Origin of the sequence: Mycobacterium sp. OAE908, from assembly GCF_017872775.1 — a bacterium.
Taxonomy (GTDB): Bacteria; Actinomycetota; Actinomycetes; order Mycobacteriales; family Mycobacteriaceae; genus Mycobacterium.
The window spans coordinates 542586-564457 of sequence record NZ_JAGGJL010000001.1 but is presented as its reverse complement, the minus strand read 5'-3'; the positions used below and the strand labels follow the sequence as shown (position 1 = coordinate 564457).

At 63.7% G+C, this 21872-nt stretch carries 21 protein-coding genes; 18 read left to right on the top strand and 3 right to left on the bottom strand.

Annotation, left to right across the window (positions count from 1 at the left end; all coding sequences use genetic code 11):
* Window position 1: 1 nt before the first annotated feature.
* A complete protein-coding gene (locus J3E61_RS02725) occupies window positions 2–1003 on the bottom strand; it encodes an MBL fold metallo-hydrolase (protein WP_210082524.1) in 1002 nt (333 codons plus the stop codon).
* 86 nt (window positions 1004–1089) lie between these two features.
* Here J3E61_RS02725 and J3E61_RS02720 point away from each other — a divergent pair, with 86 nt between their 5' ends.
* The 18 genes from J3E61_RS02720 (at window position 1090) to J3E61_RS02635 (ending at window position 19642) form a co-directional block, all read left to right on the top strand.
* Window positions 1090–2205: a phosphotransferase family protein gene (locus tag J3E61_RS02720; RefSeq protein ID WP_210085406.1), complete on the top strand. Its 1116-nt coding sequence runs from the start codon at window positions 1090–1092 to the stop codon at window positions 2203–2205.
* A complete protein-coding gene (locus tag J3E61_RS02715; RefSeq protein WP_210085405.1) occupies window positions 2175–3164 on the top strand; it encodes a hypothetical protein in 990 nt (329 codons plus the stop codon). The genes J3E61_RS02720 and J3E61_RS02715 overlap by 31 nt, the downstream gene beginning before the upstream one ends.
* An 11-nt stretch (window positions 3165–3175) precedes the next feature.
* On the top strand, window positions 3176–3628 hold the full coding sequence (locus J3E61_RS02710) for a MaoC family dehydratase (protein WP_210082523.1): 453 nt from the start codon (window positions 3176–3178) through the stop codon (window positions 3626–3628).
* Window positions 3618–4829 carry an enoyl-CoA hydratase/isomerase family protein gene (locus J3E61_RS02705; RefSeq protein ID WP_210082522.1) on the top strand — a complete coding sequence of 404 codons (1212 nt, stop codon included), beginning with the start codon at window positions 3618–3620 and terminating at the stop codon, window positions 4827–4829. Before J3E61_RS02710 ends, J3E61_RS02705 begins: the two co-directional genes overlap by 11 nt.
* Before the next feature lie 2 nt (window positions 4830–4831).
* On the top strand, window positions 4832–5989 hold the full coding sequence (locus J3E61_RS02700; RefSeq protein WP_210082521.1) for an acyl-CoA/acyl-ACP dehydrogenase: 1158 nt from the start codon (window positions 4832–4834) through the stop codon (window positions 5987–5989).
* Between the two features lie 29 nt (window positions 5990–6018).
* Window positions 6019–7332, top strand: coding sequence for an NAD(P)/FAD-dependent oxidoreductase (locus tag J3E61_RS02695; RefSeq protein WP_210082520.1), 1314 nt, complete (start codon window positions 6019–6021; stop codon window positions 7330–7332).
* 305 nt (window positions 7333–7637) lie between these two features.
* The gene (locus J3E61_RS02690) at window positions 7638–8405 is read left to right on the top strand and encodes an ABC transporter permease (protein ID WP_210082519.1); all 768 of its coding nucleotides are present in this window, start codon (window positions 7638–7640) and stop codon (window positions 8403–8405) included.
* The gene (locus tag J3E61_RS02685; protein WP_210082518.1) at window positions 8402–9259 is read left to right on the top strand and encodes an ABC transporter permease; all 858 of its coding nucleotides are present in this window, start codon (window positions 8402–8404) and stop codon (window positions 9257–9259) included. The genes J3E61_RS02690 and J3E61_RS02685 overlap by 4 nt, the downstream gene beginning before the upstream one ends.
* A 3-nt stretch (window positions 9260–9262) precedes the next feature.
* Window positions 9263–10723, top strand: coding sequence for an MCE family protein (locus J3E61_RS02680; protein WP_210082517.1), 1461 nt, complete (start codon window positions 9263–9265; stop codon window positions 10721–10723).
* A gap of 34 nt (window positions 10724–10757) precedes the next feature.
* The gene (locus J3E61_RS02675) at window positions 10758–11786 is read left to right on the top strand and encodes an MCE family protein (RefSeq protein ID WP_210082516.1); all 1029 of its coding nucleotides are present in this window, start codon (window positions 10758–10760) and stop codon (window positions 11784–11786) included.
* Window positions 11783–13135: an MCE family protein gene (locus J3E61_RS02670; protein WP_210082515.1), complete on the top strand. Its 1353-nt coding sequence runs from the start codon at window positions 11783–11785 to the stop codon at window positions 13133–13135. The genes J3E61_RS02675 and J3E61_RS02670 overlap by 4 nt, the downstream gene beginning before the upstream one ends.
* Window positions 13132–14433, top strand: coding sequence for an MCE family protein (locus tag J3E61_RS02665; protein ID WP_210082514.1), 1302 nt, complete (start codon window positions 13132–13134; stop codon window positions 14431–14433). Before J3E61_RS02670 ends, J3E61_RS02665 begins: the two co-directional genes overlap by 4 nt.
* Window positions 14430–15566: a virulence factor Mce family protein gene (locus J3E61_RS02660; RefSeq protein WP_210082513.1), complete on the top strand. Its 1137-nt coding sequence runs from the start codon at window positions 14430–14432 to the stop codon at window positions 15564–15566. The genes J3E61_RS02665 and J3E61_RS02660 overlap by 4 nt, the downstream gene beginning before the upstream one ends.
* A gap of 1 nt (window position 15567) precedes the next feature.
* Window positions 15568–17028, top strand: a complete 1461-nt coding sequence (locus J3E61_RS02655; protein WP_210082512.1) for an MCE family protein — start codon at window positions 15568–15570, stop codon at window positions 17026–17028.
* Window positions 17029–17049: 21 nt separating this feature from the next.
* The gene (locus tag J3E61_RS02650) at window positions 17050–17646 is read left to right on the top strand and encodes a mammalian cell entry protein (RefSeq protein WP_210082511.1); all 597 of its coding nucleotides are present in this window, start codon (window positions 17050–17052) and stop codon (window positions 17644–17646) included.
* Between the two features lie 74 nt (window positions 17647–17720).
* Entirely contained in the window at window positions 17721–18197 is a 477-nt protein-coding gene (locus tag J3E61_RS02645) for a hypothetical protein (protein WP_210085404.1), read from the top strand.
* Between the two features lie 8 nt (window positions 18198–18205).
* Complete coding sequence (locus tag J3E61_RS02640) at window positions 18206–18688, top strand: CAP domain-containing protein (protein WP_210085403.1); 483 nt, start codon at window positions 18206–18208, stop codon at window positions 18686–18688.
* A 72-nt stretch (window positions 18689–18760) separates the two neighbouring features.
* Window positions 18761–19642 carry an esterase family protein gene (locus J3E61_RS02635; protein ID WP_210085402.1) on the top strand — a complete coding sequence of 294 codons (882 nt, stop codon included), beginning with the start codon at window positions 18761–18763 and terminating at the stop codon, window positions 19640–19642.
* Here J3E61_RS02635 and J3E61_RS02630 read toward each other — a convergent pair.
* Together J3E61_RS02630 and J3E61_RS02625 are read right to left on the bottom strand one after the other, a co-directional pair.
* Window positions 19635–20732: a phosphotransferase gene (locus J3E61_RS02630; protein WP_210082510.1), complete on the bottom strand. Its 1098-nt coding sequence runs from the start codon at window positions 20730–20732 to the stop codon at window positions 19635–19637. The genes J3E61_RS02635 and J3E61_RS02630 overlap by 8 nt on opposite strands.
* Window positions 20713–21816 carry a TIGR03857 family LLM class F420-dependent oxidoreductase gene (locus J3E61_RS02625; RefSeq protein WP_210082509.1) on the bottom strand — a complete coding sequence of 368 codons (1104 nt, stop codon included), beginning with the start codon at window positions 21814–21816 and terminating at the stop codon, window positions 20713–20715. Before J3E61_RS02625 ends, J3E61_RS02630 begins: the two co-directional genes overlap by 20 nt.
* Window positions 21817–21872 lie beyond the last annotated feature (56 nt).

Sequence of the window (21872 nt, the reverse complement as noted above, 5' to 3'; positions counted from 1 at the left end):
ACTACGCAACCGCGTACTTCGACGCGAGCGCACCATCCTCTTTCACGACGACGTCTTTGGCGGCCAATAGGTCGAGGTGACACATCACCTCTAACACCGCCGTCATTCCGTGAATGACGCCCAGCTCGTCAAGTGTCAATTCCCTTCTTGTCCAACGCATTTGACGCGCAACCTCGTAGGCGGTGTGCGCTCCGGTGCGCACGAGTTCGGTGATTTCATCAAGCCGTTCTTGGTGGTGTTCGAGCAGTTCGGTGACCCGCGACCCGACGTCGGCGACGACTGCGCCGTGTGCCGGCAACATCGACGACGTGGCCCACGTCTCGCACAGTCGCAACGAATCCAGGTAGCTGGATAGGGCGAGTGGCTGTGGGGCGCGCTCGAATCCTATCGACGGCGTGATCCGCGGAAGGATGTGATCGCCGGTGAACAAGACGCCTGCGGAGGGCTCTTCGAAGACCATGTGGCCGCGAGTGTGGCCCGGCGTCGCGTGTGCGATCACGTCAACCCCGCCGCAGTCGATGATCTCGCCGCCGTCGAGCCAGACGTCGGGCGCACCGAATGGCATGTCCTCCTCCCACGGCTCCAGCTCGACCGCCTCCACGCGGTCAGCAAGCTCGAGGGCGCCCGCCCGGCGCAGCCACCGCACCTGGTTGGGGTAGATGCCGTCGATGGTGTCGAATGCTTCGATGGTGTGGCGCTCGCCTCGACCCAGGTAGACCGTGACGTCGCGCTCGGTCCGCCACTTGACGGCTTGCGTGTAGTGATCCCAATGCGCATGGGTGACGAGGATGCGCCGCACGTCGTCCGGGGACCATCCCGCCACGGCGAGCCCGGCGACGAGCAACGACTCCGACTCGGGATTTGCCCATCCCGGATCGATCAGGGTGACGCCGTCATCGCCTCCGATGGCGTATGCATTGACTTCTTTGAGATCTCGCATCGGAAGTGGCAGCGGGATGCGCCAGATGCTCGTGGTGATGCGTTCGACCGGAGGCTGAATCATGCGCGCTATCTCTTTCACTCGATACGAATAATTTAACATGGACTAGAAAACCTGCTACGGTGGCTGGAGCAGCACCGAAGCCATCGCTGCCTGCACAGTTCGAATACAGATTAAACGATTGGATTCAGGTCATGCCGGCGAAGGTGACCAAGGCCCCGGTGGCGTCAGTCGCGACGTCCCCGTCGGCGCGGATGTGCATGCGGCCGCGGGACGTCGGGCGTTGGCTGTCAACCCATGGAGAACCGGTTCGCGGTCCGGTGACCATCAAGCGCATCGGCTTTGGGCAGTCCAACATCACCTCGTTGATCACCGACTGCGACGGCCGTGCGTGGGTACTGCGCGAGCCGCCGTCGGGCCCACGCCGCGGAAACGCTCACGATGTGCATCGTGAGGCCGGCATCATCTCCGCGCTCGCGGATTCGTCTGTTCCGGTGCCCCGCGTCGTGGGAACCGGGCGCACACGGGATTCGGTTTTCTTCGTCATGGACCGAGTCGCGGGGCGGCCATTGGAGAGCGAATCGGATGCCGCCGAGTTGTCTGAGGACCAGCGGCACGCGCTCGGTGTTCAGATGATCAGCACGCTTGCTGCGCTGCACCGCACGGCGCCGGCGTCGGTGGGGTTGGAATCGCCGACGTCTCCGTACCTTTCGCGGCAGCTGCGTCGCGTTAGCGACGCGTGGCTCCTCACGGGCTCGGACAGCGAACACGATTCGCACTGGCGTGCCGTGCGATCCCGCCTGATCGACCGCCGGCCGGACCCGTCGAACCCCGCCGTGATCATGCACGGCGACTACCGGCTGTCCAACGTGCTCGTAGATTCCGGTGCGATCACCGCAGTGCTGGATTGGGAGCTGTGCACCGTCGGCGACCCCTTGGTGGATCTCGCCTGGCTCCTCGACGACTGGCGCGCTCCCGAGGACGCGGCCATCTCCATGCCCAGCCCCACACGTGCCGGCGGCTTCCCGACCCGCGACGGGATGGTGGACCGCTACGCGAAGCAGACGGGTTTCGACCTTGCGCAACTCGACTACTACCGCGGATTCACGCAGTGGAGAGCGGCCAGCCTGTTGCAGGGGGTGGCTGCCCGTCGCCGCAGCGGGGCCATGGGTGACCACGGAGCCCTCGACCTGGACAAGCTCAGCGCGTCGATCGCCACACTGCTCGACTCGGCCTGCGCCCATCTCAAGGCACGAGCGTGCTGACACCGGCTGACGACTACGTGCACCCCATCGGCCCCGAGCCGAACTTCAACGAGTCCATGTACTTCCACTTCTTCGACCCGTTGCATCGTGTCGGCGGGTTCGTGCGCCTGGCGAACCGCCCCAACGAGGGACGAGGCGAGCGCACGGTGTGTCTGTATCTGGCCGACGGATCGGTCGCGTTCGGGTACGCACGTCCGGAGTTCGCCGACAGCAGCCGGTTTGACGCCGGTGGTCTCACTGTTGAGTCCGTCGCCCCGTTCGAGCGGTTGCGCGTCTCATTCGAAGGGCTCGTCAACGTTTTGGACGACCCGGCCGCCATGGCCGATCCCAAGGCCGCGTTGTCGGCGAGCCCGACTGCGCAATGCAACATTGCGTTCGATCTCACCGCGCTGGCGCCACCGCACGCCGAAACATTCGACGGCGAAGGAGAGTCGTTCGCCCCCAACCACTATGAGCAGCTCATGCAAGTTGCTGGAACCGTGCAGCTGGGTGATCGCACCTTCGCTGTTGCGGGACACGGACTACGCGATCACTCCTGGGGACCCCGTTCCTGGCAGGCGCCGTGGTTCTACCGATGGCTCCACGGCTCGTCGTCCACGCTGGGCTTCATGGGCGCGCTGTTCGGTGACGAGGACGGTGCCGAGCGAACCGGTGGGTTCGTGTGGGACGGCGAGCAACTTCACCCGTGCTCCGGTGTCACGGTGGTCACTTCGCGCGACCGCGACCACACCCCCCAAGCCGTGACCGTGTCCCTGATCGGCGATGGCACCACTTGGACCTTCACCGGGAAGGCTCAGAGTTCGATCCCGCTGCGCCACCGCAGCTCTGACGGACGCACGAACACCCGCATCTCCGAGACCGCCATGACATGGACGACCGACGGAGATACCCGCGTACACGGGATGGCCGAATACCTCGATCAAATGGCCGACGGCGTTCCCGTCGGTCTTCGGGTGTGAGAAAGGAATACATGAAGACCTTCGCGAACCTCGACGACTTCGCAGCCGCCAAGGGAACCGAGTTGGGCCCCACCGACTGGACTCTCGTCGATCAGGATCGGGTGAACCTGTTCGCCGACGCCACCGATGATCATCAGTGGATCCACGTCGAACCGGACCGAGCGGCCGAGGGCCCCTTCGGTGGCACGATCGCGCACGGGTTGCTCACGCTATCGCTGCTGCCACGGTTCATGCATCAGCTCTACGAGGTCGACAACGTGACGATGGCGGTGAACTACGGCTTCAACAAGGTGCGCTTCATCAGTCCCGTTGCGGTCGGCAAGCGTATTCGCGCCACGGCCACGATCACCGACGTAACCAGCCTCGAGGGTGCGGTCCAGGCCATGCTGACCACGGCCGTCGAAATCGAAGGAGCCGGTAAGCCGGCCGCCGTGATCGAATCGATTGTCCGCTATGTCCGTTGAGGTTGATACGGCCACGAAAGCCGCTACCGCACAGCGGCTTTACGACGCCTTGCGGGTGGGTGATCGCGATGCACTGGCAAAGCTGCTCAGTCCCGACTTCGTCGGACACGCCACCGAGGGATTGCCTCTCGGCATGGGTGGGGAACATGCTGGCCCTGATGCGATGCAGCGAGAACTCTGGTGGCGAATCGGCCGCAACTACGTCGCGGAGGCGCAACCCGAGAAGATGCTGGGTCTCGAAGATGGAGCGCTGCTTGTGCGCGGCCGCTACGTCGGCCACGGCCGGGCCTCGGGCGCGAAGCTGGACGCGGAGTTTATGCACCTGATCACTTTCGATGACGGCGGTCACATCAACGGGCTGCGTCAGTTGACCGACAGCGCCGCCTGGGTGCGCGCGCTCGGCGCCGAAACCACGCTGGCCACCATCGATTATCAGGTCGAAAACGGCGTTGCCACAATCTGTTTGAATCGACCTGAGGTGCGCAACGCGATCGATCTGCGCATGGGCGAGGAAACCCTCACCGTCGCTCGCCGTATCGCCGACGACCCCGAGGTTCGCGCGGTGTTGATCTGCGGCAACGGACCCGCACTCACCGTCGGTGGTGACATCGACTACTTTCTGACCGCCCCGCCGGAGACCTTCGGCGCACTGTTCGCACGGATGACGACCCCGTTTCACGAGGCGTTCCGCGTACTCAGCCGCATCGACGCACCGATCGTCGCCGCTGCGCACGGTGCAGTAGCCGGCGGCGGCCTGGGCTACGTGTACGCCGCCGACCTCGTCGTCGCCGCTGAGAACACCAAGTTCGTCACAGCCTTCGCGGCCATCGGGCTGTCGGGGGACGGAGGCGGTACCTGGCACCTGCCGCGGCTCATCGGCGCGCGTCGCGCAGCACAGGCCTACCTGCGCAACACCCCGATCACCGCCGCCGAGGCGCTCGAGTGGGGCATGGTGAATGAAGTGGTGCCCGACGACGACGTGCGTGCTCGGGCCCGCGAGATCGCCGAAGAACTGGCCAAGGGCCCGACGCGAGCGTACGCCAGAATGCGTGCGCTGTTGCGCGACACCTGGATCAATGACCTGTCCACACAACTCGTCGCCGAGACCGAAGGCGTCCGGAGCACGGGTTCGACTGTGGACGCTCGACAAGCCATCACCGACTTCGCCGCCAAGCGCAAGCCGCACTTCACAGGGAGATAGACATGGGACTCATCCGGGAATCCGAGGAGCACGCGGCGATCCGCGAAACCGTCGCCGGAATCGCCAATCGGTACGGCGTGCAGTACTTCCTCGAACGAGGCCGGCGCGGCGAGGATATCGAGGAGTTGTGGAAGGACCTCGGCGCCGCCGGACTGCTCGGTGTTCACCTGCCTGAGGAGTACGGCGGCGGCGGGGGAGGCATGGCCGAAGCGGTCGTCGTGGTCGAGGAGCTCGCCGCGCACGGAATGCCGTTGCTGATCTGGGTCATCTCACCCGCCATCTGCGGCAACATTCTCGCCCACCACGCATCCGACGACATGAAGCGGGAATGGTTGCCGCGCATCGCCGATGGCACCAAGAAGATGGCCTTCGGGCTGACCGAGCCGGACGCCGGTTCGAATTCCCACAACGTCAAGACGACGGCGCGTCGCACGGCGAACGGTTGGGTGCTGTCCGGCCAGAAGTACTACATCTCGGCCATCGACCAGTGCGACGCGATCCTCGTCGTCACCCGCGACGCGGAGCACTCGACTGACGAGAAGTCGAAGCTCTCGCTCTTCGTCGTGCCAACGGATGCACCAGGGCTCACATACCAGCAAATCGACACATCCATCGTCTCGCCGGACCGCCAGTTCACGGTGTTCTTCGATGACGTCGAGATCCCCGACACCGCACTGATCGGGGCGGCGGGGAACGGCCTCCGGCAGGTGTTCGACGGGCTCAACCCCGAGCGAATTCTGGTCGGCGCGCTGTGCGGTGGCATTGGGCGTTACGCGATCGAGAAGGCAGCGGCTTACGCGAAGGAGCGCCAGGTCTGGTCGGTGCCGATCGGCGCGCATCAGGGTGTCTCGCATCCGCTCGCTGAAGCACACATCGCCGTCGAGCTCAGCCGCATGGCGACCATCGCCAGCGCCCAGCAGTTCGATGCGAAAGAGTCAGCGGGTGAGGCTGCCAACATCGCCAAGTTCGCCGCTTCGGAGGCGGCTTTGAAGGCCCTCGACCAAGCAATCCAAACCCATGGCGGCAACGGCCTTTCCCACGAGTACGGGTTGTCGGAACTGTGGTTCGTCACCCGATTGATGCGGACGGCCCCCGTGAGCCGCGAGATGGTTTTGAACTTCGTCGCTCAGACCTCGCTGGGTCTGCCGCGTTCGTACTGACGGTTCGTACTGAATAAGGAGAGCAGCATATGACTATCAATGACTTCGACGCTGTCGTCATCGGAGCGGGCGCAGGCGGTCTCTTCACCGCAGCCCGGTTGTCGCAGCAGGGATTTCGCACGCTGGTCGTCGAGCGGCTCGACAAGGTCGGTGGACGCGCTTCGACCGATGACATCGACGGTTTCAAGGTGAACAACGGTGCCATCGTCATCGAACTCGGTGGTATCACCGAGCAGACCTGCGCTGAGGTCGGAGCGGCATTCGACATCCGCGAACCGAATCCACCGATCCTCTACCGCATCGGCGGGAAGGACATCGATGTCACCGGTGGCGGATGGGGTTTCCTGCTGTCGAAGCTGACCCGACAGGGCGCCAAACTCGTCAAGGGAATCGGCGCGGCCCGCAATGACTCCGGCTTGCCCGAGGACGAGATCTCGACGGCGGAGTGGGTGTCGAAGTACACCAAAAACGAAGGCGTGCACGGCATCTTCCGCAACATGTGTGCGTCGATCTTCGCCGTCGGGTCCGAGGATCTACCGGCCAGGGTGTTTCTCACGTACTTCACCCGCAAGAGCGCGTTCAAGAGGTTCGGCTTCCATCCGGAGGGCACCATCGGGTTGTGGCGCTCGCTCGCCGCGGCGATCGAATCGCACGGTGGTGAGGTGTGGTTGTCGACACCGGTGAAGAAGATCCTGTCGGAAGGCGACACCATCACCGGAGTCGACGTCCTCCGAAACGGCGAACGGGTGACGATCAATGCCCCCATCGTGGTGAGTGACGTCGGCCCCGCGGCCACCGTGTCCCTTCTCGGCGAGGAGAACGTTCCTGCCGACTACCAGGATCAGGTCAAGAAGGCCGACCGGCCGACGGCGATGATCTCTGTCAACTTCGCCAGTCGCGAGCGCCTGATCGATGTGCCGGGGATGCTGAGCTTCGCGAAGTCGAAACGGTTGGCTTACATCGCCAACTTCACCGACCTGTGCCCCGAAATGGCGCCGGAGGGTTGGAATCTCTATGTCGGCACCGCGGTGCCCAAGAACCCCACCGGAGACTTCGATGAAGCCGCCGAAACGGAGTTCCTCTTGCAGGACCTTCGAGAGAACATCGAGGATTTCGATCGCCGGGCGCGCATCCTGAACATCGCTGTCACGCGCGATGATTGGCCGCCGCAACGCGCGGTCGCGGGATTCGATCTCACCCACGACACTCCGTTCGCGGGCCTCTGGAACGTGGGTGACGCGGTCAAGGAGTACGCCAACGGCGGCACCACCGCCTGCGCCGAGACCGCGAAGATCGTCGCAGACAAGATCGTCGCGGCCCACACTCCGGCCGTACGTCAGTAGTAGCAGTCCATGGCCGCCGGTCATACCTGGCGGCTAACTGCATATTCGAACTCCTATTAAAAACTGTCTCCGTCGTCAAAAAGGCTGCTTAACATGGTCGTTGGATCACATAGTTGATTGAGATGTGTTTTTAGTCTATTTTCAATTCGACGGTGAGCCGGATCACGGTATCGGCGACCGGCATACGCCATGAGTGTGCAAGGAGGTGTCTCGTTGAATCGCTGCGGTGGTGAAGCAGGTGCGTGGCGCAGTGCGCTCCACGTAGTCGAATTGGCAGGTGCGCCAACGCGAATGAGGGTTTGGTAGTGAATTCCCTTGGCGTTGCAGCCAAACCCCTCCGCGGTCTCGGCGGATTCTTCGCGATGGCAATCGACACGTTCATATGCATGTTCCAGCGGCCGTTCGCATGGCGCGAATACCTCCTGCAGACGTGGTTTGTCGCCAGAGTCTCACTGGTGCCGACGTTGATGCTGTCAATCCCGTTCACGGTGCTGACGGTGTTCACCTTCAACGTGCTGCTCGTTGAGTTCGGCGCAGCGGACTTTTCCGGAACCGGGGCGTCGTTGGGCACCGTCAACCAGACGGGTCCGATCGTGACGGTGCTCGTCGTCGCGGGCGCAGGCGCCACCGCGATGTGCGCCGACCTCGGCGCCCGCACCATCCGAGAGGAACTCGATGCACTTCGAGTGATGGGGATCAACCCGATCCAGACGCTGGTCGTTCCGCGCGTCCTCGCCGCGACGACGGTGGCGCTGCTGCTGTCGTCGCTCGTGATCCTCGTCGGCCTGTTTGGCGGCTTCTTCTTCTCGGTGTACTTCCAGCACGTCACGCCCGGTGCATTCGTCGCCGGGATGACCCTGATCACGGGAGTCGGCGACGTGGTCATCGCCTTGATCAAGGCGACACTGTTCGGCCTGACCGCAGGACTCATCGCCTGCTACATGGGCACCTCGGTCGGCGGCGGTCCCGCCGGCGTCGGGAACGCCGTCAACGAGACGGTGGTGTTCTCCTTCATCGCCCTGTTCGTCATCAACGTCATCATCACCGCCGTGGGATTCCAGGTGACCTTGTGAGTGCGAGAACAGCTGTGGCGCAGAGGCTCCCGCGACTCTCCCGCCAGGCACGGGGCGTTGTGGACAGCGTTGAGCGGGTCGGCGGTCAAGCCGAGTTCTACGCCACCACCATGACCTCCATCTGGTTTGCGATCAACCGATATAAGAGCGAGACCATTCGACTGATCGCCGCGATGAGCCTCGGGACCGGTGCTCTCATCATGGTGGGCGGCACAACGGCGATCGTCGGCTTCCTGACCTTGTCGACCGGTGCGCTCGTAGCCGTACAGGGCTACAACCAGTTCTCCGATGTCGGTGTGGAGGCGCTCATCGGCTTCGCCTCAGCGTTCTTCAACGTGCGCCTGATCGCGCCCCTGACCGCCGGCATCGCGATGGCGGCCACGATCGGAGCGGGTGCGACCGCACAGATAGGCGCGATGCGGATCAACGAAGAGATCGACGCACTCGAGGTCATGGGAATCCGCTCGGTGGCGTACCTGGCATCGACTCGCGTCGCCGCCGGCGTCGTCGTCGTCGTTCCGGTGTACTGCGTGGCGGTCATGGCTTCCTTCTTCGCCGCCCGTTTTGGCACGACCTTCTTCTACGGTCAGTCCACAGGCGTCTACGACCACTACTTCTACACGTTTCTGTCCACTACGGACCTGTTGTGGTCTTTCGTGCTGGCACTCGTCATGGCGGTGGTGATCATGCTGGTGCACACCTTCTACGGCTACAACGCTTCTGGTGGTCCGGCGGGCGTGGGTGAGGCCGTCGGCCGCGCCGTGCGTACCTCGATGATCTCGGCATCGGTGGTGGTGTTGTTCGTGTCGTTGGCGATCTACGGCCAGACCGGCCACTTCAACCTGGCGGGTTAAACGATGGCAGAGGACGCACGCTCAGGTCGCACCCGCCGATTGTGGTGGGCCCTGGCCCTATTCGTGGCAATGGTGTTGTTCGTCTACGTGACGATGGGCGCGTTCGCCAAGACGTTCACTCGCTATGCACGGGTCACGCTCACCTCCGATCGCTCGGGGCTGGTGATGGAGCCCGGGGCCAGGGTGAAGCTGCGCGGGGTTCAGGTCGGCGAAGTCGGTGCGATCAACAGCGGGAGGGACTCCGTCAGCCTGACGCTGAACATGTATCCCGACCAGCTCGGGTTCATTCCGGCGAACGTCGAAGCCCGGATCCGCGCCACCACCGTCTTCGGGGCGAAGTATGTCGACCTGGTTTACCCCAGCGATCCCAGTTCGCAGCGGCTCGCCGCGGGTGCCGTCCTCAAATCGGACAACGTCAGCATCGAAGTCAATACGGTATTCGAGAATCTCAGCGAACTCCTCGACAAGATCGACCCGGCAAAGCTGAACGGCATTCTTTCCGCCTTGGCCGAGGGCGTTCGCGGCCAAGGCGATCGCATCGGAGAGGCCACGACAAGTCTCAACGAGGTTCTGCAGCAGTTGAATCCGCGCGCGGACGCCATCCGCGCCGACTTCCGGTCCCTGCAGGGATTCGCCGACACCTACAGCGCGGCGGCGCCAAATATCCTCACAACGCTCGATGCCGCAAGCGTTACGAGTACGACCGTCACCAACCAGGCCGAGCAATTGGACGCGTTGTTACTCGCGATCAACGGATTCTCCAACAGCGGCATCAATCTCTTGGCTCCGAACAAGGACAATTTCATCCACGGCATCAACGACCTGCAGCCCACAACCGCGCTCCTGGCGAAGTACAACCCCGAATACACCTGTCTGCTCCTCGGTGCCAAGACGTTGCTGGACACCGGATATCCCGGACTCACTGGTGGGCGAAACGGTAAGTCGCTCATCGTCGACGCCGCGTTGTTGTTCGGCGACGATCAATACCGTTACCCGGACAACCTCCCGATCACGAGCGCCAAGGGCGGGCCCGGCGGAAAGCCGGGTTGCGGATCACTGCCCGACGTGGCGAAGAACTTCCCCGTGCGAGCACTGGTCACGAACACGGGGTGGGGTACCGGTATCGACTACCGTCCCAATCCCGGTATCGGACGGCCGTTCTACACCGATTTCTTCCCCACCACGAGGGGGTACCCGCAGCCGCCGACGCTACGAGGCCAGGACCGCGGGGCAGCACCCGGACCCATTCCGTATCCCGGCGCGCCCGCATACGGAGCACCGCTGTACGGGCCCGACGGTACGCCGCTGTATCCAGGGCTGCCGCCGGCGCCGCCACCCATGGCGCCGCGCGAAGACGGGCCGCCGCCACCCGGGACGGAACCCTTCGTGGTCCCGCACCCGGCCGAAATGCAGCCCTTCCCACCGGCAACGCTGCCGCCGGTGCCGGCCGTCCCGTCACCGTGAGCACCCGCCGACCGTCTAGCCCGGAAAGGACACCGTGAGAGATAATCTGTCAGCCGCCGTCGTGCGCCTGATCATCTTCGTCGTGGTGTGTTTGTCCGGGACATTCGCACTGCTGGCGATATATGCGCAGTTCCGATTCGAGAGCGGCTCCACCTATCGGGCGATCTTCAACAACGTCAGCGGGTTGGAGAACGGCAACTTCGTCCGGGTTGCAGGTGTCGAAGTGGGCAAGGTGACCCGCATCTCGATCACCCCCGACAACACCGCAGCCGTGGAGTTCACTGCCAACAACGCGGTTGTCCTGACGGATGGCAGCAAGGCGGCCATCCGGTACGACAACCTGATCGGCGGACGCTACCTCGAGTTGCTCGAAGGAGCCGGCGGCACCCGAAAGCTCAACGCGGGGGACACCATTGCGATGGACCGCACCGCCCCCGCGCTCGACCTCGATGCGTTGATCGGTGGATTCCGCCCACTGTTTCGCGCACTCGACCCCGATCAGGTGAACAAGCTGTCCGGTGAACTGATCACGGCCTTCCAGGGACAAGGCGGCTCCATCGGTTCGTTCCTCACCCAAACCGCCGCACTGACAAGCACTCTGGCCGACCGTGACGAATTGATCGGGCAAGTGGTGGTCAATCTGAACACCGTGCTCGGCTCACTCGCGGGCCAAGGCGATCAATTCGCCAAAGCCGTGGACTCGTTGTCCACGCTGATCGCAGGTCTGCAGAAGCGCAAAGAGGATCTGAGCAACGGACTGGCCTACGCCGGCTCCGCTGCCGCATCGATCAGCGATCTGCTGGTCGCGGCACGGCCACCGCTGAAAGACACAGTGGTGCAGACGGATCGGGTGGCCACGACGATCTTGAACGACAAGGACTACTTCGACGACTTGCTCAACACGCTGCCGGACGCCTATCGCGTGTTGGGCCGGCAAGCACTCGGTGGCGACTATTTCAGTTTCTACCTCTGCGAACTCGTCTTGAAGATGAACGGCAAGGGTGGTCAGCCGGTGTACATCAAGCTCGCAGGACAGGACACCGGTAGGTGCACACCGCAATGAAACCTTTCGCAGAACGCAACCCGGTGATTCTGGGGCTCGTCGGAGCCGGCGCAGTAAGTGCAGTCGTCATCGGGGCACTGCAGTTCAAGAGCCTGCCGTTCATATCGCAAGGGGAGACCTACTCCGCCTACTTCGCCGACGCCGGCGGCCTGAAAACCGGTGCAGCCGTGCAAGTAGCAGGATTCCAGGTGGGCGAGGTGCGAAGCATCACCCTGCAGGACTCGCATGCACTCGTCACGTTCGACGTCTCGGACGACGTACGTGTCGGGGACCGATCCGAAGCGGCAATCAAGACCAAGGCGCTACTCGGTTCGAAAACGCTCGAGATAACCCCACGGGGTGAGGGACAGCAGCGTGACATCATCCCGCTCGAGCGGACGACGTCGCCCTACCAGCTCCCCGACGCCCTCGGCGACCTGTCCGCCACCATCAGTGGGCTCAACACGGACCAGTTGTCGAGCTCGCTGTCGGTGCTCGCCGAAACCTTCGCGGACACACCGCCGCAACTGCAGGCCGCCGTGCAAGGGGTGGCCCGCTTCTCCCATACCCTCGCCGAGCGCGACGCCGAGCTACGGTCCCTGCTGAGCAACGCCAACAAGGCGACCGGCATTCTCGCCCAGCGCAGCAACGACATCGTCGGGCTCGTACACAACACCAATGCGCTGCTCGCAGAGCTCGAAAGTCAAAGCGATGCACTGGATCAGCTGTCGAACAACTTCGCCGGCATGGCCCAGCAGTTGAAGGGTCTCATCGCCGACAACCGCGCTACACTCAAGCCCGCGCTGGACAGGCTCAACGGTGTCCTTACGATCATCGACAACCGCAAGGGGAGGATTCAGGAGGCGCTCAAGGGACTCCGTGATTACGCGACGTCCCTCGGTGAGTCCGTCGGATCCGGACCCTTCTTCAAGGCCTACGTCGCCAACCTGCTGCCCGGTCAGTTCGTCCAACCGTTCATCGACGCGGCGTTCTCGGATCTGGGCTTGGATCCGAACGTGCTGTCGCCCTCGCAGCGCGTCGATCCGCAGACCGGTCAGCCGGGTACTCCGCCGTTGCCGGTTCCCTATCCGCGTACGGGGCAGGGCGGAGAGCCCAACCTGACTCTGCCCGATGCGATCTCAGGGAACCCCGGGGACCGGCAGTGTGGTCCTCCAGGGATCCCGCTTCCAGGCCCGGGCTGCTATCCGGAGCGTGCTGCGGAACCCGCGCCACCGCCGGGTGGGGCTCCGCCAGGCCCTCCGGCAGTGGTACCCGACGCACCGGCGCCTAGCCCCGTCTTCATGCCCGCGCCCGGTGAACCGCCGCGCGGGCCGGCACCCGGCCCGGCGCCCACGGAGGGAGGCCAATGAGCAGTCGCAACCGAAGGATCGGCCTGGCCGTTGTCCTGGTGAGCGCTCTGATCGCCGGCATCTGCGTCGTCGTGTGGAAAGGCAGCGGACTGGGACGGACTCACCTCGTCGCGTATTTCGACAACAGCAACGGCATCTTTGTCGGCGACGAGGTTCGCATCGTCGGTGTTCCGGTCGGAGAGATCGACAGGATCGAGCCCGAACCGACACGGGTCAAGATCAGCTTCTGGTTGGGCGATCAGTACAAGGTGCCCGCAGATGCGAAAGCGGTCATCCTGTCGCCCTCGCTCGTCACATCGCGAGCGATCCAGCTGACACCGGCATACACCGGTGGGCCGGTCATGCCCGACAACACCGTCATCGGTCAGGACCGTACCGCCGTGCCCGTCGAGTTCGACGACTTCCGCAAGCAACTCGAGAAGCTCAACGAGGCACTGCAGCCCACGCAGCCCGGCGGAGTAAGCCCATTGGGCGCGCTCGTCAACACGACTGCGAACAACCTGCGGGGAGAGGGCGCCAACATCCGCGACACCATCATCAAACTGTCGCAGGCGATCTCGGCGCTAGGTGACCACAGCGATGATCTGTTCTCCACACTGAAGAACCTGTCGATCCTGGTGTCGGCTCTGCACGATTCCTCCGACGTACTTTCCCAACTCAACCGGAACCTCGCCAGCGTGACGCACCTTGTGGCCAATGATCCCAACGAGGTGAGCGACGCGGTTGCCGAACTGAGCGGTCTGGCGGGCGACTTGACGAGCTTCGTCAACGAGAACAGGGAATCGCTGGGGATCACGGCGGACAAGCTCGCATCGGTCTCGCAGGCGTTGAACGACAGCATTCCCGTCATCAAGGACGACCTGCACGTCGCGCCGGGCACGTTGCAGAACTTCATCAACATCTACCAGCCGGCGCAGGGCGCTCTGACGGGCGCTCTGTCGGTCAACAACCTCCAGAACCCGATCACGTTCCTATGCGGTGCGATTCAGGCCGCTTCGCGCCTGAACGCTGAGCAATCGTCGAAGTTGTGCGTGCAGTATCTCGCACCGATCGTCAAGAACCGGCAGTACAACTTCCTGCCGCTGGGGCTCAACCCCCTCGTGGGTGCAACGGCACGACCCAACGAGATCACCTTCAGCGAGGATTGGCTGCGGCCGGACTACGTCCCGCCGCAGCCACCAGCGGCGGCCGCGGCGCCGCCGCCGGCCGAGACGCCGCTGCCCGCGGAGCAGGCCGCTCCGACGAATCCGAACGACGGCCTCGCCGGCCTCATGGTTCCGCCAGGAGGTGAGGGATGACGACCGGACTTCGACGTAGATGGCTCGCTGCCCTGACGATTCTCTTGGTTGCGGGTACGACCGGGTGTCAGTGGCGTGGGCTCAACTCGCTCCCACTGCCCGGCACGGCCGGAGGCGGCCCCGGCTCGTTCACCATTCAGGCGCAACTGCCCAATGTTATTAGTCTGCAACCGAACTCGCGTGTTCGCGTGGGCGACGTAACCGTCGGAAACGTGACCAAAGTCGAGATGCAGGGCTGGCATGCGCTGCTGACCATGACACTTGACGGTGACGTCGACCTGCCCGCCAACGCAACCGTGAAACTCGGCCAGACAAGCCTTTTCGGGTCATTGCACATCGAACTGGCGCCGCCAGTCGATGAGCCACCCAACGGCAAACTGCACGACGGGTCGTTGATTCCGCTATCTGCCGCCAGTACCTACCCCAGTACCGAACAGACACTGGCGGCGATCTCGATGGTGCTCAACGGCGGCGGAGTAGGGCAAATCCAGGACATCACAGAGGCGCTCAGCACGGCGTTCGACGGCCGGGCCGACGACCTCCGCAGTCTGATCAATCAACTGGACGAGTATGTCGGTCAGCTCGACGACCAGAAGAACGACATCCTGGCCGCCGCAGAGAGTCTGAACAATCTGGTCGGGCAGATCGCCGCGCAGAAGCCGGTCGTCGACAAGGCCCTCGAGACCATTCCAGATGCGCTGAAAGTCCTAAGCGATCAGCGGCAGACCATCGCCGACGCCGTGCAGAAACTGGGGCAGTTCTCGGCGCTCGCCTCCGACTCGATCACCCAAACCAAAGACGCTCTGGTGCAGGAGCTCAGAGATGTCGCGCCCGTGCTGAAGTCCCTGGCTGACGCGGGGCCCGCTTTGACGAGGTCACTGGATGTGCTGACGACCTACCCTTTCCCGAAGAGCACGCTGACCAAGTGGAACCGAGGGGATTACGCAAATCTCACCGCCGTCGTCGACTTGACGCTCAGTCGTCTCGACTCGTCGTTCTTCACGGGCACCCGGTTCGAGGGGGATCTCACGGAGCTGGAGCTCCAATGGGGACGGACCATCGGTCAACTGCCCAGCCCCTATACCGCAGCGAATCCGCTCGTGGTGCCCTACCAGTTCAATCAGGGACCCTAAGGTGCATCTGTCCAAACGTGTCGTCATCCAGATGGCTGTCTTCATCGTGGGGACTCTGATCGCCGTCTCGATCATGGCGTTTCACTACATGGCCCTGCCGAACTATCTATTCGGTGTCGGTCACTACCGAGTGACGCTCAAACTGCCTACCGCGGCGGGGTTATATGCCAGCGGCAACGTGACGTATCGCGGCACCGAGGTGGGTCGCGTCGAAAGCATTCGGCTGACCGACGGCGGCGTGGACGCGATCCTGTCGATGGACTCCGGCGTGAATATCCCCGCCGACCTCGACGCCGAGGTGCACAGTCAGACGGCCGTCGGCGAACAGTTCGTGGCACTGCGTCCTCGCACCGGCAATGGACCTGTGCTGAAGAACGGCGATGTGATCCCCCTCGATCGCTCCTCGGTGCCTCCAGATATCAACACCCTGATCGAGGCGACCAATCGCGGCATCCAGGCGATCCCGCAGGACAACCTGAAGACGGCGATCGACGAGGCCTACACAGCAGTGGGCGGATTGGGTCCCGAGATATCGCGCCTGGTCAAGGGTTCGACGTCGCTCGCGATCGACGCCCGGACCAATTTGGACGCGCTCACCACGCTTGCCGATCAGTCGCAGCCGGTGCTGGACTCCCAGACGAACACCTCGGACTCGATCCACGCCTGGGCATCGAACCTCGCCTCAGTCACGCAACAGTTGAAGTCCCAGGACGCGGCGGTGTCCAACATCTTGTCGAAAGGGCCTGCAGCGGCAGAGGAGTCACGTGCACTGCTCGACCGACTGCAACCGTCGCTACCGATCTTGCTGGCGAATCTGGTCAGCCTGGACCAGGTCGGTCTTACCTATCAGGACAATCTCGAACAGCTTTTGGTCCTGCTGCCGCCCGGCATCGAGGTCGTCCAGGGCGCGACCCTGGTGAACAGAAACAACAAGCAGGCCTACAGCGGCGGCTACCTCAGCTTCAACCTGAACTTGAACCTGCCGCCCCCTTGCCTGACCGGGTTCCTGCCGCCGCAGCAACAACGGGTTCCGGCAGACGTCGACTATCCCCCTCGCCCCGAAGGAAATCTGTATTGCCGTGTCCCTCAGGACTCGCCGTTCAACGTACGCGGCGCGCGCAACATTCCGTGCGAGACAAAACCCGGAAAGCGCGCTCCCACCGCGGCAATGTGTGAAAGCGACGAGCAGTACGTACCCCTCAACGACGGCTACAACTGGAAGGGCGACCCGAACGCCACGAACACCGGCCAGCCGATCCCACAGCTGCCGCCCGGCGCACCCGGTTCCGTACCACCCCCGTTGCCCGCGCCTGTCCCGCCGCCGATCGCGTTCGCGGAGTACGACCCCGCCACAGGTGCCTACGTCGGGCCTGACGGAAAGACGTACACGCAAGCGAATCTCGCTGGCGATTCCAACGGTAGCCACACGTGGCAGGACATGCTGCTACCGCCGAAAGGATGATGACGGCAGATGATTGCCCAGATGAAAGACGCAGACACCTCCGAAGCGGACACGGCCGAAGCGGATGACGCGGCGGCGTTGGAACTAGCAGATTTCGACGCGGAGGATGCGAAGGCGGACGGCCGTCATCCGAGGATGACACCGCAGCGTCTGGCCATCTCCATCGGGCTAGCGGCACTGTTGCTCCTTGGGATGTTGGTCTGCTGGTTGGGATTCCGCGTATACCAGGGGCATGCGGAGGCTGAGCAGCATGCGGTGTTCGTGCAGGTCGCTCGCCAAGGCGCCGTCAACCTCACGACGATCAACTGGAACGAAGCCGACGCGGACGTCCGGCGGATCCTGGACTCCGCAACCGGGACGTTCCACGACGATTTCGCCCAACGTTCACAACCTTTCGTCGATGTGATCAAGCAGTCGCAGTCCACCACGGCGGGCACGGTGACCTCCTCCGGGTTGGAGTCCGCGACCGAAAATGAAGCCCAGGTGATGGTGTCCGTCAGTGTAAAAACATCGAGTGCTGCTGCACCACAACAGGATCCGCGATCATGGCGGATGCGGATAACAGTGCAGAAGGCTGGCGGCGACGTGAAGGTCTCGAAGGTGGAGTTCGTACCGTGACCGAACAAGAACTACCGGCCGACCACGGAAACGTCAAGGACGCCGGCACGAATAAGGCGCGACGCCGCCCGGCCCTGGGCCGCCTCGTTGCATTCGGCATCCTGCCGGCCGTCATACTGGCGCTTGCGATCGTCGCCGGCTACCTGAAATACATCGATGACTCGGCACGCGCATCGCGGGATGCCGGCATCTCGGCAGTACGGGCGGCGACCGACGGGACCATCGCGTTGCTGTCCTACACTCCTGACACTGCGCAGGGGAAACTGACCGCGGCGCGGGACTTGCTGACCGGTAGCTTTCGCGACGACTACACCTCGTTGATCAACGACGTGGTGATTCCCGGTGCGAGACAGAAAGGTATCTCCGCGACCGCCAGGGTCCCCGCGGCGTCGTCGACCTCGGCCGACGCGACTCATGCCGTCGTGCTCGTGTTCGTCAACCAGACGGTGGTCATCGGTAAAGGTGCGCCATCGGAAACTGTGTCCGCCGTTCAGGTCACGCTGGACAAGAGCGGCGGCCGCTGGTTGATCTCGGGATTTGATCCGAAGTGATCACGGTGATGAGATCAGCGTGCTCCTTCGCCCTCGTCGTGTCGGCTGCCGGAATCACAGCGGCCATCTCGGCGCCGGCCTCATACGCCGACAATCGTCGGCTGAACAACAGCGTTGCGGCCAACGTCTACACCGTGCAGCACCAAGCGGGCTGCGCGACCGACATAACGATCAATCCGCAATTGCAGCTGGCCGCTGAGTGGCACACCAACGACGTGTTGAACAATCGCGCACTTGACGCAGACATCGGATCCGACGGTTCGACGGTCGCCGACCGCGCGAGCGCCGCCGGCTATCGAGGCGTGGTCGCGGAGACGGTGGCGATCAACCCAGCGCTGGCGATCAGCGGTATCGAGATCCTCAATCAGTGGTACTACGACCCCGTGGACATGGCGATCATGTCGAATTGCGCTAACTCCGAGATCGGCGTGTGGTCGGCGAACAGTCTCGATCGCACGGTCGTCGTCGCGGTGTATGGGCAGCCAGCGTGACCTTGCTGCGCGGCAGATGGAGGGAATCCCTTGAGACGCAGACTGATTCGAACCGATCTCGACACAGCAAAGCTGAGCATCGGTGCACTGCGCATCGTGCTTGTCGTGGCGCTGGCCCTGTGCCTTTGGACGGCCGCCGAGGCGAAAGCGGAACCGCCCATCGAGTACCTGCAGGTGCCATCGGCTGCGATGGGCCGCGACATTCCCGTCGCGTTCTTGGCCGGCGGTCCACACGCGGTGTACCTGCTTGACGCGTTCAACGCCGCACCCGATGTGAGCAACTGGGTGACAGCCGGTGCGGCGTTCACCACGCTTGCCGGCAAGGGCATTTCGGTTGCAGCGCCGGCCGGCGGGGCGTACAGCATGTACACCGATTGGGAACAAGATGGCAGCAGACAGTGGCAGACGTTCCTCTGCGACGAGCTTCCGAACTGGCTGGCCGCCAACAAGGGTCTGGCGCCCAACGGGCACGCTATCGTCGGTGCCGCTCAAGGCGGCTCGGGTGCCATGGAGGCCGCTACATTCCGTCCCGATCGCTTCCGTTACGCGGGCTCGATGTCGGGGTACCTGGCGCCCGAGCGAACGGGTGTGGATGGGGCGATCACCGCGGGGCTGCAGCAGTTCGGCGCCGTCGACATCCGCAACATGTGGGGACTTCCGCAACTGGGACGCTGGAAGTGGCACTCGCCGAACGTCCACGCGCAACTTCTGGTGAACAGCAATATGCGCTTGTGGATTTACAGCCCGCAGACGCTCACGGCGTCCGACCCCGCTGCCATGATCGGCTATCCCGAGATAGCGCAGGGGACCAATCGCACGTTCTACGCGCAGTACCGCGCTGTCAGCGGTGCGAACGGGCACTTCGACTTTCCGCAATCCGGCGATCACGGGTGGTCGAGTTGGGCTCCCGAACTCGCGGCAATGTCGAACGATCTCGCGCAAACGATCAGGTGATGCGGATTGCGCCAAGCATCGCCAGCGCCGAGTAGCTTTCATTGGCTGCGATCTGGTCTGCGACACGGCGTGCCATCGTGGCGAACATGGCGTCGCCGCGTTCGGTGCGTTGCACGCCCAGTGACACCGGAACCGTGAGGATCAGTCCGAACACGGCATGCGCGCGGTATTCCGTCTCGCACCGCTGCAGTGAGTAGTCGCCGATGTTGTGAGTCGACAAGCGCTGGTGATATTCGGACACGAGATCGCGCTCGGCCGAAGCTCGTTCGTCACCGTCGAGTGAGGTGCCCAGGAAGTACGCCAGGTCGATGATGCCGGGAGCCGCGGCGACGCTCTGCCAGTCAACGACGGCAACCGGCACGGCACCGTCCTGCGCGTCGAACAGCATGTTGTCGAGTCGAAAGTCGCCGTGCCACAGGCAGCGGTGCTCACGAAGCGTAGCCAGCCAGGCCGGAACGGCCGGTCCGAGCTGTTGCACTACCTCGGCTTGATCGGCGGTGAGCAGCGGGCCGAACCGTTCCAGCCACATGTCCAGGACGGCGGGGACGCTGCCGCCCAGTGCAGTCCACACGGCCTCAACCGGCAGCCAGTCCTGAGCTTCGACCGTTGGATGACCCCAGGTCGAGCCGTGCAACGTCGCGGCCTGCGCCACCGCAAGCGCGGCCTGATCGACAGAACATCCTCCCAATTGGTCGATGCTCCGGGCTGGCCCCATGTCCTCCATTACGAGAACGAAATCCATTGCGGATGAGGATATGTCAGCGTGGTAGCAGCGGGGGACACGTGCTCCCGCAACGGCGGCCAGGTTCTGGTAGAAGCGAACTTCGCGAAGATATGCGCTCGCAGCCGCGGCCATCTGGCGACTGGACTCGTCTTGGCTGGATACCTTGAGAATCACCGAGTCCGGCGCATCGGCGGGACGGTGGTCGGCGTAGGTGAGGTCCAGTCGGTAGCTGCTGGCCATCTGGCCGGTGCCGACCGCCTTCGTCGTCATCGATGCGATCGAGACCTCGCCGATGGACGCCGACAGCCACGACGAGAGCCGCTCTGGCGTAAGGCTTTCGATCGGGTCAGCGGACAGTGGGAGCATCGGGTTTCCTTTCGGGTTCGGATCCGGTGCGGATCGCGCGATACGACTCGACGATCGGCGCGAGTTCATGGGGGCTGGCGCCGTGGAGGATGACTCCGTCAGCGCCCAGGTCGAGTTGTGCTGCCACCGTCTTCGCGCACTGGTCCGTGCTGCCGGTCGCAGAAGGTGCCAGCCACTCGTCGGGTAGAAGTTCCGCGATGTGTTCGAGATCGTCGATCGGCGTCGAGGGACTGTCGATGACGCGTGGTGCTGCACCGGGCGGTTGGAACCCCTTGACAACCTCATCCTCGCGGAATCGTTGCAGCGCGGCGGGATCCCACTGATTGGTGCGCACCATGAGATCGCCGTAGCCCTGTAGATAGGTGGCCAACCGGCCGACGGTCTTCCGTAGCCGGGCCTCGGCGGGCAGGTGATCGCCGACGGTAGCCAGACAACTCCACACCTCGACGTCGTCGGGATTGCGTCCGGCCTGTTCGGCCGACTCCTTGACTGTGCGAACACATCGTTGCAGCGTCTCGTCGGTGAAGAAGGTGTGGAGGATGACCTTGTCGAAGGCCCGTCCGCCCAGGGCAAGACTGTTGGGGCCGAACGCCACCAGGCCTAGCTTGACGTCCTCGTCGAAGTCGGGGTCCAGGCGGAGTGCAGGATATGCGCCCAGCACACCGTCGTAGCCGAGGATCGTGTCGCCGTGGAAGAGGCGCCGCATCAGTGTCGCAAACTCCTCCAGCTGTGCGGTCGTCACCGTGGGCATACCGAATGCACGCTGCAGTGGGGCGACGCCGCGGCCAAGGCCGAGGGTGAACCGCCCTCCGCTGAGCCGATGCATCGTGGTCGCGTGCGCCGCGGTCACTATGGGATGGCGGGTGTTGTGGTTGGTCGCGCCGGTACAGATTCCGATCGAGTCGCTGACGGCGGCTACGGCGCCACATATGGTGGCGGCCTCCTTTGTCGAGAAGCGCTCGGAGACAAAGCATTCACCGATGCCGAGCGCTTCGGCCTCCCGGACCTCCTCGATGAGAGCGCGGGGGTCGTTGGCTTGACCGGCCAGCGTATAGAAGCCGATCTCCGGCATGCGGACGTTCAACGGGAGGGCTCCTTCCAGGCTTGATGATGCCGCATCGGCCTTGATTCGACGACCAA